General features: G+C 72.1%; 23 protein-coding genes. 1 reads left to right on the top strand and 22 read right to left on the bottom strand.

Annotated features, from left to right (window positions below):
- Positions 1-148 precede the first annotated feature (148 nt).
- Positions 149-847 (top strand): LON peptidase substrate-binding domain-containing protein, encoded by a 699-nt coding sequence (locus Val02_RS33995; RefSeq protein WP_203903367.1) that lies wholly within the window; start codon positions 149-151, stop codon positions 845-847.
- On the opposite strand, the gene Val02_RS33990 is transcribed toward Val02_RS33995, so the two are convergent.
- The 22 genes from Val02_RS33990 to Val02_RS33885 form a co-directional block, all read right to left on the bottom strand.
- On the bottom strand, positions 783-1,667 hold the full coding sequence (locus Val02_RS33990) for a DUF2567 domain-containing protein (protein WP_203903366.1): 885 nt from the start codon (positions 1,665-1,667) through the stop codon (positions 783-785). The two genes, Val02_RS33995 and Val02_RS33990, sit on opposite strands and share 65 nt — an antisense overlap.
- 66 nt (positions 1,668-1,733) lie before the next feature.
- Complete coding sequence (locus Val02_RS33985; RefSeq protein WP_203903365.1) at positions 1,734-3,158, bottom strand: MinD/ParA family ATP-binding protein; 1,425 nt, start codon at positions 3,156-3,158, stop codon at positions 1,734-1,736.
- Between the two features lie 134 nt (positions 3,159-3,292).
- Complete coding sequence (locus Val02_RS33980; protein ID WP_203903364.1) at positions 3,293-3,961, bottom strand: hypothetical protein; 669 nt, start codon at positions 3,959-3,961, stop codon at positions 3,293-3,295.
- Positions 3,958-4,893 carry an RluA family pseudouridine synthase gene (locus Val02_RS33975; protein ID WP_203903363.1) on the bottom strand — a complete coding sequence of 312 codons (936 nt, stop codon included), beginning with the start codon at positions 4,891-4,893 and terminating at the stop codon, positions 3,958-3,960. The genes Val02_RS33980 and Val02_RS33975 overlap by 4 nt, the downstream gene beginning before the upstream one ends.
- Positions 4,880-5,425 carry a signal peptidase II gene (gene lspA / locus Val02_RS33970; protein ID WP_203903362.1) on the bottom strand — a complete coding sequence of 182 codons (546 nt, stop codon included), beginning with the start codon at positions 5,423-5,425 and terminating at the stop codon, positions 4,880-4,882. Before lspA ends, Val02_RS33975 begins: the two co-directional genes overlap by 14 nt.
- A gap of 25 nt (positions 5,426-5,450) precedes the next feature.
- Entirely contained in the window at positions 5,451-5,876 is a 426-nt protein-coding gene (locus tag Val02_RS33965) for a TraR/DksA family transcriptional regulator (RefSeq protein WP_203903388.1), read from the bottom strand.
- Between the two features lie 395 nt (positions 5,877-6,271).
- Positions 6,272-7,795 (bottom strand): potassium/proton antiporter, encoded by a 1,524-nt coding sequence (locus Val02_RS33960; RefSeq protein ID WP_203903361.1) that lies wholly within the window; start codon positions 7,793-7,795, stop codon positions 6,272-6,274.
- On the bottom strand, positions 7,792-8,085 hold the full coding sequence (locus tag Val02_RS33955) for a DUF167 domain-containing protein (RefSeq protein WP_239153542.1): 294 nt from the start codon (positions 8,083-8,085) through the stop codon (positions 7,792-7,794). The genes Val02_RS33960 and Val02_RS33955 overlap by 4 nt, the downstream gene beginning before the upstream one ends.
- Positions 8,086-8,128: 43 nt before the next feature.
- The gene (locus tag Val02_RS33950; RefSeq protein ID WP_203903360.1) at positions 8,129-8,851 is read right to left on the bottom strand and encodes a hypothetical protein; all 723 of its coding nucleotides are present in this window, start codon (positions 8,849-8,851) and stop codon (positions 8,129-8,131) included.
- 165 nt (positions 8,852-9,016) lie between these two features.
- Complete coding sequence (locus Val02_RS33945; RefSeq protein WP_203903359.1) at positions 9,017-9,811, bottom strand: DivIVA domain-containing protein; 795 nt, start codon at positions 9,809-9,811, stop codon at positions 9,017-9,019.
- Positions 9,812-9,860: 49 nt separating this feature from the next.
- Positions 9,861-10,166 (bottom strand): YggT family protein, encoded by a 306-nt coding sequence (locus Val02_RS33940; protein WP_203903358.1) that lies wholly within the window; start codon positions 10,164-10,166, stop codon positions 9,861-9,863.
- 17 nt (positions 10,167-10,183) lie between these two features.
- On the bottom strand, positions 10,184-10,900 hold the full coding sequence (locus Val02_RS33935; RefSeq protein WP_203903357.1) for a cell division protein SepF: 717 nt from the start codon (positions 10,898-10,900) through the stop codon (positions 10,184-10,186).
- A gap of 126 nt (positions 10,901-11,026) precedes the next feature.
- A complete protein-coding gene (locus Val02_RS33930; protein ID WP_203903356.1) occupies positions 11,027-11,755 on the bottom strand; it encodes a YggS family pyridoxal phosphate-dependent enzyme in 729 nt (242 codons plus the stop codon).
- Positions 11,748-12,866, bottom strand: coding sequence for a cell division protein FtsZ (gene ftsZ, locus Val02_RS33925; protein WP_203903355.1), 1,119 nt, complete (start codon positions 12,864-12,866; stop codon positions 11,748-11,750). Before ftsZ ends, Val02_RS33930 begins: the two co-directional genes overlap by 8 nt.
- Positions 12,867-13,246: 380 nt before the next feature.
- Positions 13,247-14,005: a cell division protein FtsQ/DivIB gene (locus Val02_RS33920; protein ID WP_239153541.1), complete on the bottom strand. Its 759-nt coding sequence runs from the start codon at positions 14,003-14,005 to the stop codon at positions 13,247-13,249.
- Entirely contained in the window at positions 13,998-15,500 is a 1,503-nt protein-coding gene (murC, locus tag Val02_RS33915; protein ID WP_239153540.1) for a UDP-N-acetylmuramate--L-alanine ligase, read from the bottom strand. Before murC ends, Val02_RS33920 begins: the two co-directional genes overlap by 8 nt.
- On the bottom strand, positions 15,490-16,602 hold the full coding sequence (locus tag Val02_RS33910) for a UDP-N-acetylglucosamine--N-acetylmuramyl-(pentapeptide) pyrophosphoryl-undecaprenol N-acetylglucosamine transferase (RefSeq protein ID WP_203903353.1): 1,113 nt from the start codon (positions 16,600-16,602) through the stop codon (positions 15,490-15,492). Before Val02_RS33910 ends, murC begins: the two co-directional genes overlap by 11 nt.
- Positions 16,595-17,944 (bottom strand): FtsW/RodA/SpoVE family cell cycle protein, encoded by a 1,350-nt coding sequence (locus tag Val02_RS33905; RefSeq protein ID WP_203903352.1) that lies wholly within the window; start codon positions 17,942-17,944, stop codon positions 16,595-16,597. Before Val02_RS33905 ends, Val02_RS33910 begins: the two co-directional genes overlap by 8 nt.
- Entirely contained in the window at positions 17,944-19,281 is a 1,338-nt protein-coding gene (gene murD, locus Val02_RS33900) for a UDP-N-acetylmuramoyl-L-alanine--D-glutamate ligase (RefSeq protein WP_203903351.1), read from the bottom strand. Before murD ends, Val02_RS33905 begins: the two co-directional genes overlap by 1 nt.
- Positions 19,278-20,390, bottom strand: coding sequence for a phospho-N-acetylmuramoyl-pentapeptide-transferase (mraY, locus tag Val02_RS33895; protein ID WP_203903350.1), 1,113 nt, complete (start codon positions 20,388-20,390; stop codon positions 19,278-19,280). The genes murD and mraY overlap by 4 nt, the downstream gene beginning before the upstream one ends.
- Positions 20,387-21,751 carry a UDP-N-acetylmuramoyl-tripeptide--D-alanyl-D-alanine ligase gene (locus Val02_RS33890; RefSeq protein ID WP_203903349.1) on the bottom strand — a complete coding sequence of 455 codons (1,365 nt, stop codon included), beginning with the start codon at positions 21,749-21,751 and terminating at the stop codon, positions 20,387-20,389. The genes mraY and Val02_RS33890 overlap by 4 nt, the downstream gene beginning before the upstream one ends.
- The gene (locus Val02_RS33885) at positions 21,748-23,271 is read right to left on the bottom strand and encodes a UDP-N-acetylmuramoyl-L-alanyl-D-glutamate--2,6-diaminopimelate ligase (RefSeq protein ID WP_203903348.1); all 1,524 of its coding nucleotides are present in this window, start codon (positions 23,269-23,271) and stop codon (positions 21,748-21,750) included. Before Val02_RS33885 ends, Val02_RS33890 begins: the two co-directional genes overlap by 4 nt.
- Positions 23,272-23,294: the final 23 nt, after the last annotated feature.

Raw genomic sequence — 23,294 nt, 5'->3', positions numbered from 1 at the left:
TCTATGCGGCCCACCTGGCTACGGTCCGCTACGCCCAGCCGGTGGGAGCCTCCCGGGCATCTGTGACCGCTCTCACCACTGTTCGGGGGCCGGGCGGGCGGCCCGTCGCGCGCCGCGCACCACCCCGGTAGGTACTAGGCTCGGGAACGTGACCGAGCGGCTCCCGATCTTCCCGTTGGGGACCGTGCTGTTTCCCGGGCTCGTGCTGCCGCTGCACGTGTTCGAGCCGCGCTACCGGGAGCTGGTCCGCCATCTGCAGGAGCTGCCGGCCGACGACCCGCGCGAGTTCGGCGTCGTCGCCATCCAGCGCGGCTGGGAGGTCGAGGGCAGCGGCCCCGGCGGGCTGACGGCCGGCGGTTCGTTGACGCTGCACGAGGTCGGCTGCACCGCCGAGATCCGGCAGGTCACCGAGCATCCCGACGGGCGCTTCGACCTGGTGACGGTGGGCCGGCGGCGGTTCCGGCTGGACGGCACCGACGCCGGGGAGAGGCCGTACATGGTCGCCGACGTCACGTTCCTCGACGAGGAGACGGGCGACAGCGCCGCCGTCGACGGGCTCTCCGCCACGGTGCTCGACCTGTTCCAGCGCTACCTCGGGCTGATGCGCCGGGAGACGTTGGAGGTCGGCGAGCAGATGCCGGACCGGCCCGACGTGCTCTCCTACCTGGTGGCCGCCAGCGCGGCGCTCACCCTGGAGGACCGCCAGCGGCTGCTGGCCATCGACACCACCGCCGCCCGGCTCAGGGCCGAACGCTCGCTGCTGCGCCGCGAGGTGGCGCTGCTCAGCCGGCTGCGGGCGGTGCCGGCGCCGCTGAGTGACCTGGCGTCTCCGGCCAGCCCGAACTGATCTGCCCGTCGGTCGACGGCGGGGGCGCCGCGAAGGCGGGATCCACGGAGCCGTACTGCGCGTCCCAGAGCGCCCGCTCCTCTTTCCACGGCCGCAGGTGCGGACTCGGCGAGAACCCGGCCAGCAGCGTGTACGCCATCACGGCGACGACGGCCTGCCACAGCACCGCGCCCTGCGCCACGGCGAGCTTGATCGTCCACCCGCCGACGACGTACGACCTAATGCCGACGACCTCCGAGCGCACCTCCACGGGTCGCTCGAACGTCTTCCCGACCGGCGCGTTCTTCAACAGGTCCTGATACTCCGACTGACCGATCTTGTAGCCCAGCCACGCCATGGCGATCGCCCCCGCGACCGAACCGACGGTCAGGCCAAGCATCATCAGCGGCCCGCGATGGCGCCGGATCGCCAGGTACACCACGAGCGCCGAGATCAGCCCGAACGCCATCGTGATGAACAGGTACGTCCCCTCCGCCGCGACGTACCCCTCCGGGTTGGGCTCGACGTAGGCGACGCCGCCGTCCGTCATCTCCAGCTCGACCTTGGGACTGACCAGCGACCAGAACCAGGCGAGCGGAAAACCGGCCAGACCGATGACCACGGCGACGGCGAGTGCGGTCAGCCCTTCGACGGTCCACTCCCGACGGGTGCGCCGCGGCCGGGGCAGCACGGCCGGATCCGGATACGACGCGGCGGCGACGCCGGGCGGCGGCGGCACGGGGTGCATCGGCGGGGCGAGCACAGCCGGAGGCGTCGGGGACTTCTCCAGCCGGACCTTCTCGGTGGAGGGCTCGGGCTCCCCCGGGGCTGCGGCACTCATCCGGATGATCCTGTCAGAACGACCCCACCACAGCCCAACCCCCTGCCAGAACTGACAGGGGGTGCCTCACCACGTCGAGGAGCGGTGGTACGGGTCCATCATCGCCGCGGCCGCCCGCAGCCACGCCCGCCGCGTCGCCGGCTGCAGGTCGGAGTACTCGATCTGCGAACCGCTCTCCAGCGCCGGGTCGTACGGGACCACCACGACGGCCCGGGTGCGCGCCGCGAAGTGCGCCGCCAGGTCGTCGATCAGCGGGGTCGGGTTGGGCGACGGGCAGGAGAGCAACGTGACGGCGTTGGCCACCATGTCGTCCATGCCGGCCTCGTCCAACAGGTCCAGCATCCAGTCGGCCGTGAACGCGGCGTCCTCGCGCGGCACCGTCGTCACCACCAGCTGGTCGGCCGCCTGGAGCACGGTCTGCCAGTTGGGGCTCTCCACGTTGTTGCCCGTGTCGACGCAGATCACGTCGTGCGTGCGCCGGAGCAGCTCCAGCACCCGCTTGACCGTGTGCGGGTCGAGGCGCTGGGCGAACCGCGGGTTTTCCTCACCGGCCAGCACGTCGTAGGTGCCGTCGGAGGCGTGCCGCAGGTAGTCGTCCAGCCGGGTCATCAGCTCGTAGTCGCTGACGGCCTCGACGTCGGCGATGTCGCGCACCAGGTGCCGGATCGTGCGGGCGTGCCGGGCGCTGCCGGCCCGCAGGCCGAGCGTGCCGCGCAGCTCGTTGTCGTCCCACGCGATCACACCACGGCCGCGGATGCTGCCGATCGCCGCGGAGGTCAGCACCGTCGCCGTCGTCTTGTGGACCCCGCCCTTCGGGTTGGCGAACGCCAACACGTGCGGGCCGCTCAGCTCCTGGCGCAGGATCTCGGCGTACTGCTCCGAGTCGTCCTCCGGCTCGGCCTGCCACTCCATCGCGCCGGCGCCGCCCGGGTATCCCCCGCCGCCCACGCTCGGGTAGTTGTCGTCCGAGTACTCGGGCGCGTAGACCCCCTGCTCGGCCGGCGGCACGAACCCGGTCCCCTGGGCGTAACCGACCGCCCGCGGGTACTCCTTTTCCGTCCGGTAGTCGGCCGGAGATGGATAGTCGGCTTCCTCGTCGTAGTCCTCACGGCCCGGATATCCCCCGTTGCGGGCGGGATAGCCGTTTCGAGCCGGATACTCATCGTATTCTTCTGCGGGTGGGTACTCGTCGTAACCCTCACGAACCGCTGGGTATCGCCCTTGAATGGCGTAGTCTCCGTAGCCTCGGCGCGGGGATTCGTCATATCGGTCCCGCCGGTCGGGGTCACCCGGGTAGCTCGGCGTCACGCGGGCTTCGCGGGCCTCGGCGAGGCGCTCCTCCGAGAATCGACCGTCGTAGTCGTCATCTTCGGGGCCGCCACGCCCTAACAGCGCTCGGTCCAGCAGCGAGCGCCAACGAGGGGTAGGCTCGGCGGTCCGCCCCCAGCCGGTCTCGGTGCGCTCCAACGGACAGCTCCTTTTCGCCGACATCTATCAAAGCGGTCCGCCCTCAGGCTACGGATCGGACGCGATTCAGGCCACTGCCCAGGTCGGAGAGGTATTCACCTCCGGCCCGCCGGGCCTCGGCCCCGGGTGGTTCAACGCGCCGACACCCGAAGAGGACGCTACCGGCCCGACGGTGGTCGCGCGAGGTCCGTCTGGTCGGGTAACGGCGGGAGCAGGACAGTCCTGACCGGATCCGTCACCTCGGGTGCCGGGTCGACCACGCGCACGCCTTCCCGTGTACCCAGTGTGACCAGGGCGTCCCGGCTCGCTCGCACGAACGCGGCGTAGATACATACGCATCCGGCGCGCAGTTCGGCGGCCTCCGCGGCGGCCCGATCGGCGGCGCCGGTGAGATTTTGTTCGCTCGCCTCCCGGGAGCGGTACGCGACGACCTCGCGCTCCTTGCGCTCCGCGACGCGGATCATCCCGGCTGTCACGTCGTCGGGCAGCTGACGTGCGGGGATGCGCAGGATCTCGGTCTGCTCGCCGGGCAACGGGACCCGCGCCACCACCTCCGCGGCGGCCGTGCCGGCGAGAAGTTCCGGGAGGCGCGCCGGTGCTACATATGTCGTGAACGCGACGAGCGCGTACGAATCCCCGGCGGGGAGTGCGGCCAGCTTCGCTCCGGCCGTTCCCACATAGTCCGGAATGCTCGACATCGGCGCGACTCCGACGCGAACGGCGTCGGTCGACACCGGCGGACCCTCGGCGGAGCCCGAGGGGCGCGACAGGAACGCGACCGCGACGGCCGCGACCACCAGGAACAGCAGCGCGATCCGGACCTTCACCCGCCGAGCAGCTCCAGCGCACGGGCGAGATCGTCCGGGTACGGGCTCTCGAACTCGACGTACTCGCCCGTGCCGGGATGCACGAAGCCGAGCCGCTTCGCGTGCAGCCACTGGCGGGTCAGGCCCAGCCGGGCGGCGAGCGTCGGGTCGGCGCCGTAGGTCAGGTCGCCGACGCACGGATGGCGCAGCGCGGAGAAGTGCACCCGGATCTGGTGCGTGCGCCCGGTCTCCAGGCGGATGTCGAGCAGGCTCGCCGCCGGGAACGCCTCGATCGTGTCGTAGTGCGTCACGCTCGGCCGGCCCCCGGAGACCACCGCCCACTTCCAGTCGGCGCTCGGGTGGCGGTCGATCGGGGCGTCGATCGTGCCGCGCGACGGGTCCGGGTGCCCCTGCACGATGGCGTGGTACCGCTTGTCGACCTCGCGCTCCTTGAACGCCCGCTTCAGCGCGCTGTACGCCCGTTCGCTCTTGGCGACCACCATCAGCCCGGTGGTCCCCACGTCGAGCCGGTGCACGACCCCCTGCCGTTCGGCGGCGCCGCTGGTCGAGACGCGGTGCCCGAGGGCCGCGACCCCGCCGATGACGGTCGGTCCGGTCCAGCCGGGGCTCGGATGCGCGGCCACGCCGACCGGCTTGTCCACGACCGCGATGTCGTCGTCGGCGTAGATCACCGACAGCCCGGTGACCTCCTGCGGAACGATCTCCGACGGCGGCGGCGCGGCCGGTGCCGGCAGCGTCACCTCCAGCCAGGAGCCGGCCTTCAGCCGGTCGGACTTGCCGCGCGGGCTGCCGTCGACGGCCACGTCCCCCGCGTCGATCAGGTCGGCCGCGCCGGTGCGCGACAGCCCGAACATCCGCGAGATCGCCTGATCCAGACGCATCCCGTCGAGCCCGTCCGGCACCGGCATGGCACGCGTGTCACGGAGCGACATCGGCGTCCTTCTTCTTCGTGCTCTCCAGACGGGTCCCGTCCCGCCGCCGGCCGGTCATCTCCATCAGCACCAGCAGCACGACGCCGCAGAAGAGCGCCGAGTCGGCCGCGTTGAACACGGGGAAGCGCCCGCCGTTGTCGTCGAACACGCTGATCATGTCGACGACCTCGCCGACGAAGAAGCCGGGCGAGCGGAACAGCCGGTCCCCGAAGTTGCCCAACGCGCCGCCGAGCACCAGACCTAGCCCGACCGCCCACGGCGTCGACGCCAGCGAGCGCGCCATCCAGAGGATCCAGCACACCACGCCGAGCGTGATCAGCGGGAAGACGAACGTGTAGTCCGTGCCCATGCTGAACGCGGCACCGGGGTTGCGCACCAGGGTCAGATAGACCGCGCCCCACAGCAGCCTGAGCGGGGTCTCCCCCTCCAGCGTGATCACCGACAGGTGCTTCGTCAGCTGATCGATCGCCACGACCAGCGCCGCGACCGCGACGAAGACGATCCGGGCGCGACGTCCTGAAGCCTGGGTCAACGCCCGCCCTTCCGCCTGCCGCCGGTCAGCGGCGCTCCTCCAACTGCTTGCAGCTCACGCAGAGCGTAGCCGACGGGAATGCGGCCAGCCGTTCGACCGGGATGACGTTGCCGCACCGCTCGCACCAGCCGTATCCGCCCTCGTCGAGGCGCTCGAGCGCGCGCTCCACCTGGCTGATCCGCTCGGCGATGTTGTTGGCGAGAGAGATTTCCTGCTCCCGCTCGAACGTCTTGGTGCCCGTGTCGGCCTGGTCGTCGCCCGCCGAGTCGGTCAGCCGGTCGCGCTGCAGCTCCGCGATCTCCACCATCGTCTGGTCGTGCTCGGTCTTCAGCTCGTCCAGGCGGGCGGCCAGCGCCGCGCGGATCTCCTCGGTGTCGGCGGCGCTGCGCGCCACCCGATCCTTGCCCGTGGCCGTCTTGCCGGCGGTCTTCGGTTCGGCTGTCTTGGCCATCGTCGCTCCCTCGACCGCGGGGCCCGCGGTGGTCGATCCTGCCTGGTCTGTGCTGCTGGTCGCTGCTTTTTTTGAGGGGGAACGGCCTGAGCCGGTCTTCGCGGGGGGTTTGGCGGCCGTCGTCTTCTTCGCAGCGACGGCCTTCTTCGCCGGGGCCGCCTTCGCGGCGGCGGCCTTGCGCGTGGCTTGCGCCCGCTCGGCCATACGTCCCCCAGATGTAAAAAACGGGCGCCCGGTCGGTCAACCGAGCACTCCAGAGGTTGGCAAGAATACGGAATGTACCGGCAGCCGACAAACCTGCCACACGTGTTGCCGCAAATCGGGCGAGCGCGATGACCTGCCTGTTCTCCCAGTCGTAACGTTGCGCCCCAGTACCCATCCGGAGTCTCCGCTAATCACACGATCTGACTCGGCGGCAAATCCTCCCCGTAGTCGGCGAACCAGCGCGCCAGACGCCCCCGCCGGCTGACCGCACGCAGCCGCTGCTCCGTCGCCGCCCGAACGCCCTCGGTCGCCACGAGCAGCAGGCTGTCGCCGGTGCGCAGCCGGGTCTGGCCCGACGGCACGAACCCGGCCCCGTCCCGCGTCACCAGCATGATCGCCGCCCCCTCGGGCAGCCGCAGCTCGTCGATGTGCACCCCGGCGAGCCGCGAACCCTCGGGGATCTCCAGCTGGAGCAGGTCCGCGCGCATCCGTTCCAGCGGGGCGGTCTCGACGTCCAGCTCCGTCGGCTCGGCCGGCGCGGCCACCCCGAGCCGGCGCGCCACCGGCGGCAGCGAGGCGCCCTGCGCCACCGTGTAGACCACCACCAGCACGAACACGACGTTGAACAGCGCCTTCGCCCCGGGCAGCCCGACCGACAGCGGGATCGTGGCGAGCACGATCGGCACCGCGCCGCGCAGCCCCGCCCACGACAGGAACACCTGCTCCCGCAGCGGGAACCGGAACGGCGTCGCCGACACCAGCACCGACAGCGGACGGGCCAGCAGCACCAGCACCAGGCCGATCACCAGCCCCGGAACGATCGCCACCAGCAGGTCCCGCGGTTCGGCCAGCAGGCCCAGCAGCACGAACAGCCCGATCTGGGCCAGCCAGGCGAGCCCGTCGGCGAAACCGAGCACCGCGCGCCGGTGCGGCAGGTGCGCGTTGCCCAGCACCACCCCGCACGCGTACACCGCCAGGAACCCGGACGCGTGCAGCGCCAGCCCGACCGCGTACGCCAGCACCGTCAGCCCGACCGTGGCCAACGGGTACAGGCCGGCGGCGGGCAGGGCGGCGCGGCGCAGCGTCCAGGCCCCGATCGCCCCGACGGCCACGCCCAGCACCGCGCCGGCGCCCAGTTCGTACGCGCCGAGCAGCAGGTGCTGCCACCACGGGGCGGCGTGGGTGTTCTCCCCCGGGAGAACGGACAGGGCGATCACCAGCAGCACCACGGGGGCGTCGTTGATGCCGGACTCGGCCTCCAGCAGCGCCGCCAGCCGCGGCCGGACGCGCAACCGCCGTAGGGTGGCGAAGACGGCGGCCGCGTCGGTGGACGACAGCACGGCGCCGTACAGCCAGGCCAGCCGCCAGTCGAGCCCGAGCAGCAGATGCGCCGCGAACGCCACCACCGCCACGCTCACGCCGACGCCGACCGTGGACAGGACGGCCGCCGGCCAGACGACGGGGCGCAGTTCGGCCCAGCGCGCCGTGAGCCCACCCTCGGCGATGATCACCACGAGGGCGCAGAGGCCGAGCACGCGGGTCAGTTCCGCGTCGTTGAACGCCAACCCGAGCCCGAGCGGCCCCAGCAGCAGCCCGAGCGCCAGGTACACCAGGAGGCTGGGCAGGCCCAGGCGGGTGGAGAGGCGCACCGCCGCCACGGCGACGAGCAGCACCACCGCGCCGAGCAACAGGGCGCCGTTGACCTGATCGGTCACGTGCGACCGTCGCCGTCACGCAGCCGGTCGACGCGGGCGTCGAGATCGTCCGGCGGTGCGGAGACCTCGACCAGCTTGTCCCGGCTCGCCGCCCCGGACCGCAGCCGCAGCGCGGCGGGCCGCAGGCCCAGGGCGTCGGCGAGGGCGCGCAGCACGGCCGCGGTGGCCCGACCGTCGACCGGCGGCGCGTTGACGGCGACCACCAGCGCGGCCCCGAACGGCCCCTCGTAACGGCCGCCCACCCGCGTCCGGGAGGAACCCGGCTTCACCCGTACCGCGATCGTGCGCACACCGTATTCTGCCGGGTACCCGACAGTCAGCGGCCCCGAGGGGCTAGACCCGGCGGGCCCTCGCCAGCAACGCGCTGTCCGGCTCGCACAGGCTGCACGGCGTGAACCCGAGCTCGACCGCCTCGCTGACCGGCAGCGGCTCGTTGTCGCGGCCGAGCAGGTGCACGCACCCGGCGAGGTGGTACCGGGGGCGGCCGTCACAGACCAGGACATCCGTGTCGAGCTGCGCCACCCGGGCGGCGTCGGCGGCCGACACGCGCTGCGGCGGCGGCTCGTCCTCCGGGTCGTCCTCGTCGTCGACGTCGTCGTCCTCGTCGTAGTCGTCGTACTCGTCATCCGGGTCGACGTCGACGCCGCGCGGGCGCTCCTCGACGGGTCCCGCCCGACCGTCGGACTGCGCCGGGACGCCGCCGCGGGGGCCGAGGTCGATCAGCTCGGTGTCCCGGGTCGGGATCTCGTCGTCGTAGTCGTCGTAGTCCTCGGCCGGCACCGCACCGCGCCCACCGCCCGAACCACGGGCGCCGGCGCCGACCAGTTCCTCGTCACGGGCGGGGCGACGACGGCTGCGCGCCTCGGCCTTCTCCGCCTCCACGGCGGCCTCCACCGCGGCCCGTCCGTCCCCGCGCCGCGAGCCGACCACCAGGGCCAGGGCCGCCAGCAGGCTCGCCATGATGGATCCGACGAGGTAGGTGTTCGAACCGTCGAGCAGGCCGTAGCCCAACAGGACCACGGCCACCACGATCAACACCAGACTTGCGACTGTCACGGCCTGCCCTCCGCCGCATCGTGCACTGCTCTGCCGCGTGTAAAACGACCGACGCCGCCCCGCGGAACGGCGTATTGCCTACCGGTCGGCGACCAGGAACGAGAAAAGCGCACAGCGCCGGTCGTTTCCGACCGGCGCCGCGCGCTGATGGTGCTGACCCGCTGTCTAGCGGCCGCCGTCGCGACCGCTGTAGGAGCCGGCGAGGCTCGCCGCGGCGAGTCCGCCGGTCGCGGCCGGCCGGTTGTTGCTGGTGTCGGCCCGCTGCAGCTCGGCCTCCAGGCCCTGCCCGCGCCCCTCGAGGTCGCGCAGCTGGGACTCCAGGTAGGCCTTGAGGCGGGTGCGGTACTCGCGCTCGAACTGCTTGAGCTCCTCGATGTGCTTCTGCAGAGCGTTGCGCTTGGCGTCGAGGCCGCTGACGGCCTCCTGGTGGCGCTGACGGGCGTCCCGCTCCAGGGCGTCGGCCTTGGCCCGGGCGTCGCGGGTGACCTCTTCGGCCTTGGCGCGCGCGTCGGACAGGAGCTTGTCGGCCTCGCGACGCGCGTCGTTGACGTGGTCGTCGGCGGTGCGCTGGGCCATCATCAGGACCCGCAGCGCCTGCTGCTCGCCCTCACCGGCCGTCATGCCGGCGGCGCCACCCGCGGTGCGGGCCTGCTCCAGCTCGGCCTGCATGCTGCGGGCGGCCTGCTCGGCGGCGCTCTTCTCGCGCTGCACACGGTCGAGCTGGGCCTTGATCTCCGCCAGCTCGGAAGCCAGGCGGGGGTCGGCGCCGGGCCCGGCGGGACGGCCACCGCCGCCGCGCTCGAGCTGCGCACGAAGCTCGTTGTTCTCCTCGATCAGGCGGGCGAGCTCGCGCTCCACCTCGTCGAGAAAGGCGTCGACTTCCTCTTCGTCATAGCCCCTCTTCCCTATGGGGGGCTTCTTGAACGCGACGTTGTGGACGTCGGCCGGGGTCAGCGGCATCGATACTCCTCGGGTCAGTCGCGACCGCGTGGCCAATCACTTGACTCGGCTAGCGAACCGAGTCGATCAGGGGCCCTACCACGTAGTCCATCAGCACGAACAGGATAACCAGCAGCACAAGGGAGCTCAGGTCGAGGCTCACGGTACCAAGCCTGAGCGGCGGGATCACCCGCCTCAACGCTTTCAGGGGGGGATCAGTGACGCTCCACACGATCTCCATCGTGGCGGCGGCTCCACGCCCGGGCTGCCAGCGGCGTCCGAACGTGAGCACGTAGCCCATGATGAAACGCCCGATCAAGACCAGGAAGAAGGCGTAAAGCAGCAGGTAGAGCACCTGCAACATGATCGACAGCACTGTGGGGCGGGCCTCACTCAGCTCTGGTTGAAGAACCCGCCCTCGGCGATCCGAGCCTTGTCCTCGGCCGTGACCTGGACATTTGCCGGCGAAAGCAGGAACACACGGTTGGTGACGCGCTCGATCGTACCGCGCAGACCGAACGCAAGCCCGGCAGCGAAATCGACCAAACGCTTTGCGTCCGCTTCGTCCATTTCGGTCAGGTTCATGATGACCGGAACGCCGTCGCGGAAGTGCTCACCGATCGTACGGGCCTCGTTGTAGGTCGTGGGGTGAAGCGTCGTGATCTGGTACCGACGCTCGTCCTCCTCGACCGGCCCGACCCGGTCCGCCACGGCGGTGCGCGGGGTCAGGGCGAGGCTGTCCCGCGACGGGTAGCTCACCGTCGACGTGCCGGAACGCGCGATCGGCCGGACGGTGCTCCGCTCGCTGCGCAGGGAGTCCGAACGCTCCGACCGCAGCGACTCGGCCCGCTCCGCCCGCAGAGACTCGGCGCGCAGGGACTCCGCCCGCTCCGCGCGCAGCGACTCGGCGCGCTCGGCCCGGATGGACTCCGCCCGCAGGGACTCCGCGCGCTCCGCAGAACGGGCACGGGGAGGCACCGGCGCGTCGTCGACGTCACCGTCGTCGTAGTCGTCGTCGGCGTATCCGCGGTAGGAACGGTCGTCGTAGCCCCGGTCGTCGTCGTCCTCGACGAGACCGAGCCATACGCCCGCCTTACGCAGCGCTCCCATCAGCGCTTCCTCCGTCCGCCATGCGGCACTACCCCGTTGCCGTGCCACTTCGTGCATGAACACCGCCGGCCGGCACGAACCACGACCGACAAGGGAATCCCACCGGTGTAATTCGGGTGTCCGTAGTCAGGTTACCGCAGGTGGCGTTCTATTCCCGAGGATTGCGCTGCCCACCCGCACGTGTGTCGCCCCGGCCGCGACCGCCGCCTCAAGATCGCCGCTCATGCCGGCCGACAGGACAGTGGCCTGCGGAAACTCGCCCCGGAACCGGGTGTGCAGGCCGGCCAGGAGGTCGAAGGCCCGCGCCGGTTCCCAGCCGAGCGGGGCGACCGCCATGAGACCGCGCAGGCGCAGCGCGTCATCGGCGGCGGCCACTTCGCGCGCCACGGCCCAGACGTCCCGTTCCGCCTCGTCACCGCCGTCGACCGCGCCCCCGCGTGCGGTGTCCCCGTCCAGGCTCACCTGCACCAGAACGTCCGGTATCCGACCCTCCGCCACGGCCGCCTTCGCGAGGGCCCGCACCAGCCGCACACTGTCGACCGACTGAACGGTGTCCGCGTATCGCACGACCGACCGGCACTTGTTGCGCTGCAGCCGCCCGATGAAATGCCAATGTGGGGTCCGGCCGTCCGCCGCGACCGAGGACGCCTTTTCGGACGCCTCTTGATCCCGGTTCTCCCCGACATCGGTGACGCCCAGGTCGACAAGGAGTGACACGTCGCTCGCCGGATACGTCTTCGTGACGACAACGAGAGTGACGCCGGCCGGATCCCGGCCGGCGTCACGACACGCCGTAGCTATGCGTTCTCTCGTCGTGGCGAGCCCCGTCGCCAACTCCGTCCGGCGCTCAGGCACCGTTCTTCAGGAAGTCGGGGACGTCGACGTCGTCGAAGAGGACCCGCCGCGACTGCGGCTGCGCCGGCTGGGCGGGCGGCGCCGGTGCGGCGGGCGCGGCCGGGGTCGCCTCGGCGGAGGGCTGCGTGCGCCCCTTGCGGGTGTCGGCCGGGCGGTACGCGGGCGAACCGCCGTCGAAGCCCGCAGCGATCACGGTCACCCGCACCTCGTCGCCGAGCGCGTCGTCGATGACGGCGCCGAAGATGATGTTGGCGTCCGGGTGGGCCGCGTCGGTGACCAGCTGCGCGGCGTCGTTGATCTCGAAGAGGCCCAGGTCGGAGCCGCCCGCGATGGACAGCAGGACCCCGCGCGCACCGTCCATGCTCTGCTCCAGCAGCGGGCTGGAGATCGCCGACTCGGCCGCCTCGACGGCGCGGTTGTCGCCCCGGGCGCTGCCGATACCCATGAGCGCGCTGCCCGCACCGCTCATGACGCTCTTGACGTCGGCGAAGTCGAGGTTGATCAGACCCGGCGTGGTGATCAGGTCGGTGATGCCCTGGACACCGGAGAGCAGCACCTGGTCGGCCTGACGGAACGCGTCCATCATGCTGATGTTGCGGTCGCCGAGCGCCAGCAGCCGGTCGTTGGGGATCACGATGAGCGTGTCGCACTGGTTGCGCAGCTCCTCGATGCCGGCCTCGGCCTGCACCTGGCGCCGCTTGCCCTCGAACGAGAACGGCCGGGTGACCACACCGATGGTCAGCGCGCCGAGCTTGCGGGCGATGTTGGCCACGACGGGGGCGCCACCGGTGCCGGTGCCACCGCCCTCGCCGCAGGTCACGAAGACCATGTCCGCGCCCTTGAGAACCTCTTCGATCTCGTCGCGGTGGTCCTCGGCGGCGTTCTTGCCGACGTCGGGGTTGGCTCCGGCGCCCAGTCCGCGGGTGAGCTCGCGGCCGACGTCGAGCTTGACGTCGGCGTCACTCATCAGCAGCGCCTGCGCATCGGTGTTGATGGCGATGAACTCAACGCCCTTCAGACCGACCTCGATCATTCGGTTGACGGCGTTGACCCCGCCGCCACCGATGCCGACGACCTTGATGACCGCCAGGTAGTTGTGCGGGTGCGTCATCCGGCGCTGCCTTTCCCTTCGAGGTTGACGGTCACCGCCCACCGATCGAAAGGGGCGGAGCGGTGGCCGCTTTATGCAGTCCGATCGAGGGTCACCGGGCCTGAGCCCTCCGGTGAACCCTCAACCTTTAGTTGAGGTCGAGAGTTATGTCAACCAATGCTTGTCTGGACGGTATGCGTGTCCGAACGGCCAACCAAGAACCCGCCTCGGCGTGTCGCCCGCCAACCTGCGGAAAGCAAGGCACACTCGGCCACCGGAGAAATCGCGCGGCCTCCGCACCGTGCCGAAGTGACACTCCGGGACACACACGGCAAGTAAAACGACAAACCGGCCCTATCGGACTCGAAACCGTCAAATTGGCCGGACGATTTCCTCGGAAGTCAGCGAACCGTCACGAACTCCGGCGCACTCACGTCGATGACCTGACCCGGCTTCCCCAGCATCGCGGCGGCGACGCGGGCCTTGGCGTCGTTCTCCGACGAGTCGCCCCACACCACAGTGCGCCCGTCCGTCAGCTCCAGCCGGATCCGGGCCGGCGCCTCCGCCACCAGCGCGGCGAGCGGGTCACGCAGTTCCTGGGTGAGGGCGGTGAGGACGGCCAGCGCCGCGCGCGTCGTCGCGTCCGTCGGGTTGGGCGTCGCCAGCCTGACCAGCACCAGGCCCGGATTCTCCACCGGGGCGGGCAGGTAGGCGACGCCGGTCTCGTCGAGCAGCCACCGCCCGCCGGGGTTCTCCACCACGGCCACCGCCGTGCGCTCGGTCACCCGGATCTCCAGCGTGGACGGGGGCATCCGGGTGATGTCGACGGAACGGACCGGAGCGATCGCCGCCACCCGACTCCGCACGCCGTCGACGTCCACCCGCAGCAGCGGAACGCCCCGGCGCACCGCGGCGGCGTCGAGCACCTCCCGCTCGGTCACCACGGCGGTCCCACGCACCCGCAGGTCCCGCACGGAGACGGCCGGCGTCCAGTACAGCACCGCCGCCGCGATCGCCAGCACGAGCACGACCCCGGCCGTGATCAGCCACGGCCGGGCCACCCTGAGCTTGTTGCGCCGGGCCCGCGCGTTGAACCGCCGCACCGACTCCGGAACGGCGTCCCGGCCGGCCCGGACGAGGCGCCAGCGCCGGTCAGCCACCGGCCGCCGGAGGCGCCTGCACCGGCACGTCGCCGTCGACCCCTCCGTTGTCAGCGGCATCCGCACCGAACGCCCCACCGAAGCCGAACGCGTCGCCGTTGCTCAGCGCGGCGAGCAGTTCGTCGCCCATGAGCGAGATCGGCGGCGCGCCCATCGTCACCACGAGATCGCCGATGTGCGCCCGCCGCACCACCTCGGCCGGCACGTCCTCCCACGACGGCACGAACGCCTTGCGCTCCGCCGGCAGGTCCACGGCCGCGGTCAGCGCCACGCCGCCCTGCCCCGGCTCGCGCACCTCGCCCGGCCCGAAGACCTCCATGATCACGGCCTCGTCGGCGATGGCCAGCGCGGCGGCGATCTCCTTCTCCAGGTCGCGCGTCCGGTACACCCGGTACGGCTGGAAGACCACCAGCAGCCGCCCGGGGGCGGCCACCTCCTTCAGCGTCTCCAGCGCGGCCGTCATCGAGGTCGGGTGGTAGGCGTACTCGTCGTAGACCCGAACGCCCTTCGCGGTCCCCTTGTGCTCGAAGCGCCGCCGCACCCCGGGGAACGCCGCGAGGGCCTCGATCGCCGTCTCCGCCGGCACCTCGGAGCGCACCGCCGTCAGGATCGCGGCCGCCGAGTTGAGCGCCGAGTACTTGCCCGGCACCGGCAGCGACACCGGCCCCAGCGTCTCGCCGTCGAGCGTCGCCACGTAGCGGGTGCCGCGCGCCGTCGTCTCCACCTCGGACAGCCGCAGGTCGGCGTCGGCCGACGTGCCGTAGGTCCACACCGTGCCGCCGGCCGCGCGGATGCGTTCCGCCGCCCGCCGGGCCCCGGGATCGTCGGCGCAGGTCACGACGAAGCCACCGGGCTGCACCAGGCCGCCGAACTCGACGAACGCGTCGGTCAGCCCGGCCAGGTCGCCGTAGGTGTTGAGGTGGTCCGCGTCGATGTTCGTGATCAGGGCGACGTACGGGCGGTAGAGCAGGAACGACCGGTCCGACTCGTCCGCCTCGGCCACGAAGTACTCGCCGCTGCCGTGGTGGGCGTTCGAGCCGACCTCGGAGATCTCCCCGCCGATGACGAACGACGGGTCGAGCCCCGCGTGCTGGAAGATCAGCGTCACCATCGAGGTCGTCGTCGTCTTGCCGTGCGTGCCGGCCACCGCGACGGCGCGCCGCCCCGCCATGGCCGCGGCGAGCGCCTCCGAACGGTGCATCACCCGCAGGCCCCGCTCGCGGGCGGTGACCAGTTCGAGGTGGTCCTGCGGGATGGCCGTGGAGTAGACGACCGTGTCCACACCGTCGAGGTTGGACTCCCGGTGGGTCATGTGGATCGTCCCGCCCAGGGCGCGCAGGCCCGCCAGGGCCGGCCACTCGCGCAGTTCGCTCCCGGTCGTGGGGATGCCGCGGGTCAGGAAGAGGCGGGCCATGCCGCTCATCCCGACGCCGCCCACGCCCACGAAGTGCACGCGGCCGAGATCCTCCGCCGTCAACCGCTGTTCAGCGGACACCGTTGATCGCCTCCAGCAGGTACTCGCGCAGCGCCTCGTCGCCGTCGCGCCGCCCGTACGCGGCCGCCGCCGCGCTCATCGCCGCCAGCCGGGCCCGGTCGCGCACCAGCGGCACCACCGTGGACTCCACGTAGGCCGGCGTCAGGTCCGCGTCGTCGCACAGCAGCCCGCCGCCGGCCTCGACCACCGGCAGGGCGTTGCGCCGCTGCTCGCCGTTTCCCCACGGAAGCGGAACGTACACCGCCGGAACGCCGAGCGCGGCCGTCTCGGCGCAGGTCAGCGCCCCGCCCCGGCACACCGCCAGGTCGGCGGCCGCGTAACCGAGCTCCATCTCCTTGAGGAACTTCACGGTGACGTACGGCGCGGCCAGGTCCGACGGCACGTCGAACTCGTCGTTGCGGGCGCCGATGATGTGCAGCACCTGCACGCCGGCGCCGGTGATCGCCTTGGCCGCACCGGAGACGGCGAGGTTGATCGAGCGCGCACCCTGCGAGGCCCCGAACACGAACAGCGTCGGCAGGTCGGGGTGGAGCCCGAAGTGCGCCCGCGCCTCAGCCCGCCGGGCCTCCCGGTCCAGGGTCGAGATCGAGGTGCGCAGCGGAACGCCCACCACCCGCGCGTCCTTCAACCGCGGCTCCTGCACCCGCTGGTGCGGGAAGCCGGCCGCGATGTACGGGGTGAACCGCTGCGCCATCTTGTTGGCCACGCCCATCGGCACGTTGACCTCGTGGCACACCAGCGGGGTGCCGCGCCGCCACGCGGCGATGTACGCCGGCACCGACACGTAGCCGCCGAAGCCCACGACCGCGTCGGCCGCGACCTCGTCGAGGATCTTGCGGGTGAACCGGGACGCGGTGAACATCCGGTCCGGCGTGCGCACCAGGTCGAGGTTGACCGAGCGCGGCAACTGGTGCGCCGGCACCATCCGCAGGTCGTAGCCCGCGGGCGGGATCAAATCCTTCTCCAGGCCCTTCTCGGTGCCCACGCAGGTGATCCGGACACCCGGATCGTGGCGGCGCAGGCAGTCCGCGAACGCGAGCAAGGGATAGATGTGTCCGCCGGTGCCGCCACCGGCCAGCACCACCGAACGCAACTCAGCCATCGTCAGATCCTCCCCGGCGCACCCGGGGCGGGTGCGCAGCATCCTGCCGTCGCGGCAACGGCGGCAGCGGCGCCCAGAGTAGCTGTACCGCCTTACGGGGTGGACGGGCGTGCAGGGCCGTCGCGGCCTCCGGCTCGCTGCGCGCGAACGACAGCAGCACACCGGCCGCCGCCAACGCCACGACCAGGGCACTTCCGCCGTCGGAGATGAACGGCAGCGGCAGCCCGGTGATCGGCAGCAGCCCGGTGACGCCACCGATGTTGACGATCGCCTGCGCGACCAGCCAGGTCGTGAGAGCCGCCGCGACGAGCCGCCGGAACGGGTCGTCGACCCGCCGCGCGATCCGCAGCCCGGTGTAGGCGAGCACGGCGAAGAGGCTCACCACGACCATGCAGCCGACGACGCCCAGTTCCTCGGCGATGAGGGCGAAGATGAAGTCGTTGTGGCCGTTGGGCAGGCGGCCCCACTTGAGCCGGCTCTCCCCCAGCCCCTGCCCGAACCAGCTGCCGCTGCCGATCGCCTCGAGCCCCTGCCGCGCCTGCCAGCCCTCGTGCGTGCGATCCGCCTTGTCCGGGTCGAGGAACACCGCCAGGCGGGCCTTCCGGTACTCGGTCTTGCCGGGCATCATCACCAGCGCCGTGACGCCGGCCAGCCCGAGCGCGATCATCGCCCCGAACACCCGGAACCGCACCCCGGCCGCCCACAGGATCCCGATGAACATCGCCAGCAGGATCAGCATCGTGCCGAGGTCGTGATAGCCGACCAGCAGGAACAGCAGCCCCGAGACGGGGAAGAGGGGCAGGGCCAGTTCGCGCCACTGCGCCACGGCCGGCCCACGGCGGGCGAGGATGTCCGCCGCGTACATCGCGAACGCCAGCTTGCCCAGCTCCGAGGGTTGCAGTTGCACCGGTCCCAGGTGCAGCCACATCTGGTCGGCCCAGATCGGTCCGATCTTCGCGTTGCGCAGCGTCTCGTTGGCCGGCGTCTGCAGCGCGGAGAGCACCCCGAGCATGTCCACCAGGGCGATCAGCAGCACGCTGACCATCAGCGCCCACCCCGCGAACTTCCGGTACGTGCGCACCGGCAGCCGCTGGCAGATCCAGAACGCCACCAGCCCCACGCAGGCGGAGACGAGCTGTTTGATGATCGAGCCGTACGGCGTGTTGCCCGCGGCGATCCCCTCGAGGCTGGTCGCCGAGAACACCATCGTCATGCCGATCAGCACGAGCAGCCCGACGGTGGACAGCAGCAGGTAGTAGGAGGCGAGCGGTCGCGCCAGCAGGCCACGCAGCGCGGCGAACGGCCCCACCGCGGCCGGGGCCGACGCCTCCTGCGCCACCATCAGTCCCCCGCGGGCAGGCCGCGCACCGCCGCCGCGAACGCGTCGCCGCGCGCGCCGTAGCCGACGTACATGTCCAGCGACGCGGCCGCCGGGGCCAGCAGGACGGTGTCCCCCGGCCGCGCGAGCCGAGCCGCGGCGTTCACGACCTCACCCATCGCCCCATCATCGGTGCTCGGCACCTCCACGACCGGGACCCCGGGCGCGTGTCGTGCGAGCGCGCGGGCGATCTCGGCCCGGTCCACGCCGAGCAGCACCGCCCCGGTGAGCCGGTCGGCGACCCGGGCCACGAGGTCGTCCGGGTCGACGTTCTTGAGCTGGCCGCCGGCCACCCACACCACGCGGGGGTAGGCGAGCAGGGAGGCGAGCGCCGCGTGCGGGTTGGTCGCCTTGCTGTCGTCGACGTAGGAGACGCCGCCGACGGTGGCGACGAGGGCGTTGCGGTGCGGTTCGGGCGTGTAGCCGAGCAGGCCCTTGCGCACCTCGTCGGGCGTGACGCCGGCCCAGCGGGCGAGCGCGGCGGCGGCGAGGGCGTTGGCGACGTTGTGCGCGCCGGGCGGCCGGATCGCGTCGGCCTCCACGAGCTGGTGGCCCCCGTCGTCGAGGAGCCACCCGTCGGCCACGCCGTACTGCCCCGCGCCGGGGACCCCGGTGGTGAAGCCGACCCGCGACGGCCCCGGTGCCAGCGCCGACACCCGCGGGTCGTCCAGGTTGAAGACCGCGGCCCGCGCCCCGCGCCAGATCAGGCGCTTGGCGTCCGCGTAGCGGTCGAAGTCGCCGTGCCACTCCAGGTGGTCGTCGGCGAGGTTGAGCAGCGCCGCCGCCGGCGGGGCCAGGGTCGAGGACCAGTGCAGTTGGAACGACGAGAGTTCGACCGCGAGGACGTCGTAGTCGGTCGCCGTCACCAGCGGCTCGCCGATGTTGCCCAGGGCGGCCGTGCGCCGGCCGGCCGCGCGCAGGATGTCGGCGAGCATGGTGACGGTGGTGGTCTTGCCGTTGGTGCCGGTGACCGCGAGCCACAGCGGTGCGTCCGGCCCCCGCAGGCGCCACGCCAGTTCCGGCTCGGAGTAGACGTCGATCCCCCGGGCCAGCGCCGCCGTCACGAGCGGGTGATGCGGCGCGAACCCCGGGGAGACCACCAGGTCGCGGACCCCGTCGAGCAGGTCGAGGCCGTCGCCGACCGCCACCCGTGCGCCGCGCTCACGCAGTTCGACGAAGGAGTCCATCTCCTGCCGGTCGACGACGGTGACGTCGGCCCCGGCCGCGAGCAGGACGCGGGCCGACGCCGTCCCCGCGACACGCGCGCCGGCGACGACGACCCGGACCCCGTCGAAACTCATGAACTACCGCTGGTCACGCGCAGGAAGTCGGCGTAGAACAGGCCCAGCGCCGCCGCGATCCCCAGCCCGGCGATGATCCAGAACCGGATCACGATGTTGACCTCGGACCAGCCGGCCAGCTCGAAGTGGTGCTGCAGCGGCACCATCCGGAAGATTCGCTTGCCGGTCGTGCGGTACGAACCGATCTGCATCACCCAGGTGACCGTGATGATGAAGTACAGGATCGTCAGGATCGGCAGCAGCATGACCGTCTTCGTGGCGGCGGCCAGACCGGCGATCAGCGCCCCGAGCCCCATCGAACCCGTGTCGCCCATGAAGATGCGCGCCGGGGCGGCGTTCCACCAGAGGAAGCCCACGCAGGCCCCGGCCGCCGAGGCCGCGATCAGCGCGATCTCCAGCGGGTCCCGCGAGTCGTAGGCGTACACGCCCTGGTAGCTGTCGTCGGCGACCCAGTGCCGGTACTGCCAGAACGCGATCAGCGCGTACGACCCCAGCACCATCACCGACGTGCCCGTCGCCAGGCCGTCCAGCCCGTCGGTCAGGTTGACCGCGTTGGACATGGCCATCACCACGAAGACGAACAGCAGCACCGCGCCGACCTTCGTGATGTCCAGCCACGGGATGTCCCGCACGAAGGAGATCTTCGAACTGGCCACCGTCAGCGGATGCGCGTCCTCCTTGGGGAAGTACAGCGCGAAGATGCCGAAGACGGCACCGATCACCGCCTGCCCGATCAGCTTGCCGCGCTTGTTGAGGCCCAGCGAGTTGCGCTTGGTGACCTTGAGGTAGTCGTCCCAGAAGCCCAACAGGCCGGTGCACAGGAACAGGCCCAGCAGCACGACCGCGGTGGTGGTCGGCCCCTGCGGGCGCAGCTGCTTGTCCGGCAGCGTGTCCAGCGCCAGGTGACCCGCCAGATACGCGACGAACGTGGCGAAGATGAACACCACGCCGCCCATCGTGGGCGTGCCCTTCTTGCCGAGGTGCGTCTGCGGCCCCTCGGTGCGGATGGGCTGGTCGGCCTTCAGCGAGGTGAACAGGCGGATCGCGATCGGCGTGCCGAAGATGGACAGCACGAACGCGACCGCCGCCGCGACGAAGACCGCCCTCACGCGACGGCCTCCTCGCGGAGGAAGTCCGCGACCTGCCAGGTGCGGTACCGCGAGGCCTTCACCAGCACGACGTCACCGGGCAGCAGATGCTCGCGCAACCACGCCACCGCGGCGTCCTGATCGGTCACCTGTACCGACTCTCCTCCCCAACCAGCCACCGTCGCCGCGCCGTCGCACATCGGCGCGGTTATCTGTCCCACCGCGATCAAGCGGTCGATGCCCAGCTCGGCGGCCAGGCGACCGACTTCCTCGTGCCCGGAGCGCTCGTGCTCACCGAGCTCGGCCATGTATCCCAGGACGGCGATGGTCCGCCGGCCCGCACCGATCTTCGCCAGTGCGCGCAACGCCGCCGCCGTCGAGGCCGGGTTGGCGTTGTAGGAGTCGTCGATGACGATGCCGCCGTCGGTCCGGTCGAAGACGTCCATCCGCCGCTCGGAGGGGAGCTTCGCGCCGGCCAGCGCGGCCTCGGCGTCGGGCACCCCGAGGTGCCGGGCGACGGCGATCGCCAGCAGCGCGTTGCCGACCTGGTGGCGTCCCGGCACCGCCAACGTGACCCGGTGATCGCCGATCCGGAAGCTGGCCCGGTCGCGGGCGTCCACGCTGACGTCGGTCGCCCGCAGGTCGGCGTGCTCCTCCTCGCCGACCGTCACGACCCGCGCCCGCGTGCGTTCGCGCATGGCGAGCACCAGCGGGTCGTCGGCGTTGAGGACGGCGAGGCCGGTCGGCGGCAGCGCCTCGACCAGTTCGCCCTTGGCCTGGGCGATCGCCTCCTGCGAGCCGAACTCGCCGATGTGCGACACCCCGACGTTGATCACCACGCCGATCGACGGCGGCGCGATCCCGCACAGGTACGCGATGTGACCGATCTTGCGGGCGCCCATCTCCAGCACCAGGTACCGGGTCTGCGTCGTGGCCTGCAGCGCCGTGTACGGCATGCCCAGTTCGTTGTTGAACGACCCGGCCGTCGCCACCGTCGGCGCGTGCCCCGCGAGGATGGCGGCGATCAGGTCCTTGGTGGTCGTCTTCCCCGACGAACCGGTCACCCCGATCACGGTCAGCTCCGGCAGCCGGTCCACCACGGCCCGGGCCAGCAGCTGCAGCGCGGCGCGCACGTCGTCCACCAGGATCGCGGGCGCGTCGACCGGCTTGGACGCCAGCACCGCGACCGCGCCGGCCTTCACCGTCGCCGCCGCGAACGTGTGGCCGTCCACCTTGTCCCCGTCGAACGCCGCGAACAGGCCGCCCGGCGTCACCTTGCGGGAGTCGAAGTCGACGTTGCCGGTCACGACCGCGTCCGGGTCGGCGTCCCGCAGCACGCCACCGACAGCCGCCGCTACCTCGGCGAGGGTCATCTCGATCACTGCGCCACCCCGGCTCCGCTGATGTTGGCATCCGGCCGGGCCGCCAGGGCCGCCGCCAGTTCGACCCGGTCGTCGAACGGCAGTACCTCGCCGCCGACCTCCTGGCCGCGTTCGTGTCCCTTGCCCAGCAGGGCGACGACGTCCCCCGGCCGGGCCCGCTCGACGGCGGCGGCGATGGCGTCCCGCCGTCCCGCGATCTCGATCGCCTCGCCGGTGACGACGCCCGCCAGCACCTGGGCCCGGATCCGCGCCGGGTCCTCGGTGCGCGGGTTGTCGTCGGTGACGATCAGCAGATCCGCGCCGGCGGCCGCCGCCTCGCCCATCACCGGCCGCTTGCCCTGGTCCCGGTCGCCGCCGGCGCCCAGCACGCAGATGATCCGGCCGCCCGACGCGTCGGCCACCTCGCGCAGCGCCGCCAGCACCGCGCGGATCGCGTCCGGCTTGTGCGCGTAGTCGACCACGCCGAGGACCGGGCCGATCTGGCCGACCCGTTCCATCCGGCCGGGCACGCCGGGGCAGGAGGCCACGCCGTCCGCGGCGACCTGCGGGTCCACGCCCGCCGCCGCCAGCGTCGCGATGGCCAGCAGGGCGTTGGCGACGTTGTGCCGGCCCGGCAGCGAGACGCCGGCCGACACCGCCCCCGACGGGCCCACCGCCGTGAACCTCTGCGCGTAACCGCTGCCCGTCACGTCCGCCGCGCGCCAGGTCGCCGCCGGGTCGCCGGCCGCCGAGTAGGTGACCGTCCCGGAGTGGATCAGGCCCTTCAGCGCCGGGTCGTCCAGGTTGATCACCTCGACCGCGCTGCGCCCGTCGAACAGCCGCGCCTTGGCCGCGAAGTAGTCGTCCACGTCGGGGTGGAAGTCCAGGTGGTCCAGGCCGAAGTTGGTGAACCCGCCGACCGCGAAGCGCACCCCGCTGACCCGGCCCAGGGAGAGCGCGTGGCTGGAGACCTCCATCGCCACGGCCCGGATCCCGCGTTCGACCGCGGCGGCGAAGAGCGCGTGCAGGTCCGGCGCCTCCGGCGTGGTGCGGGCGCTGTCCACGACCAGGTCGCCGAGCCGGGTCTCCACGGTGCCGATCAGCCCCGCCGGAACGCCGGCCGCCCGCAGCCCCGCCTCCAGCAGGTACACCGTCGAGGTCTTGCCGGCCGTGCCGGTGACGCCGAGGACGGTGAGGCTTCCGCTCGGTTCGCCGTACACCAGCGCCGAGACGCCGCCGAGCGCCGCCCGCGGGTCGTCGACCACGAGCACCGGCACGTCGGTGTCGAGCATCCGCGCGCCGGCGGGATCCGTCAGGACGGCCACCGCCCCGGCCGCGACGGCCGCGGGGACGAACTCCGCCCCGTGCCGGCGTGCGCCCGGCACCGCGGCGTACAGATCGCCGGGCCGGACATCGGCACTGACCAGAGTCACACCCGTCACCGTTATCGACGCGTCGCCCTGCGCAGCGGCGTCGACCCGGGAGGCAACAGCCGATAACGGCGTCGGGGGCACGCGCGTCGGACGTGGATAGCTGGGCACGGGGCTAGACCATACCGGCCCGT

Source organism: Virgisporangium aliadipatigenens (assembly GCF_016863615.1).
GTDB classification, from domain to species: Bacteria; Actinomycetota; Actinomycetes; order Mycobacteriales; family Micromonosporaceae; genus Virgisporangium; species Virgisporangium aliadipatigenens.
This window is presented reverse-complemented; position numbering and strand designations above follow the sequence as displayed.

What these genes read in the sequence shown, in the direction of transcription:
- Val02_RS33965 (WP_203903388.1), bottom strand. Translation starts at nt 5,876, where the DNA reads ATGGCCAAGACAGCCGAACCGAAGACCGCCGGCAAGACGGCCACGGGC.
- Val02_RS33975 (WP_203903363.1), bottom strand. Translation starts at nt 4,893, where the DNA reads ATGTCGCTCCGTGACACGCGTGCCATGCCGGTGCCGGACGGGCTCGAC.
- Val02_RS33935 (WP_203903357.1), bottom strand. Translation starts at nt 10,900, where the DNA reads ATGGGAGCGCTGCGTAAGGCGGGCGTATGGCTCGGTCTCGTCGAGGAC.
- ftsZ (WP_203903355.1), bottom strand. Translation starts at nt 12,866, where the DNA reads ATGACGCACCCGCACAACTACCTGGCGGTCATCAAGGTCGTCGGCATC.
- Val02_RS33990 (WP_203903366.1), bottom strand. Translation starts at nt 1,667, where the DNA reads ATGAGTGCCGCAGCCCCGGGGGAGCCCGAGCCCTCCACCGAGAAGGTC.
- Val02_RS33945 (WP_203903359.1), bottom strand. Translation starts at nt 9,811, where the DNA reads ATGCCGCTGACCCCGGCCGACGTCCACAACGTCGCGTTCAAGAAGCCC.
- Val02_RS33910 (WP_203903353.1), bottom strand. Translation starts at nt 16,602, where the DNA reads ATGGCTGAGTTGCGTTCGGTGGTGCTGGCCGGTGGCGGCACCGGCGGA.
- murD (WP_203903351.1), bottom strand. Translation starts at nt 19,281, where the DNA reads ATGAGTTTCGACGGGGTCCGGGTCGTCGTCGCCGGCGCGCGTGTCGCG.
- Val02_RS33905 (WP_203903352.1), bottom strand. Translation starts at nt 17,944, where the DNA reads ATGGTGGCGCAGGAGGCGTCGGCCCCGGCCGCGGTGGGGCCGTTCGCC.
- Val02_RS33985 (WP_203903365.1), bottom strand. Translation starts at nt 3,158, where the DNA reads ATGTCGGCGAAAAGGAGCTGTCCGTTGGAGCGCACCGAGACCGGCTGG.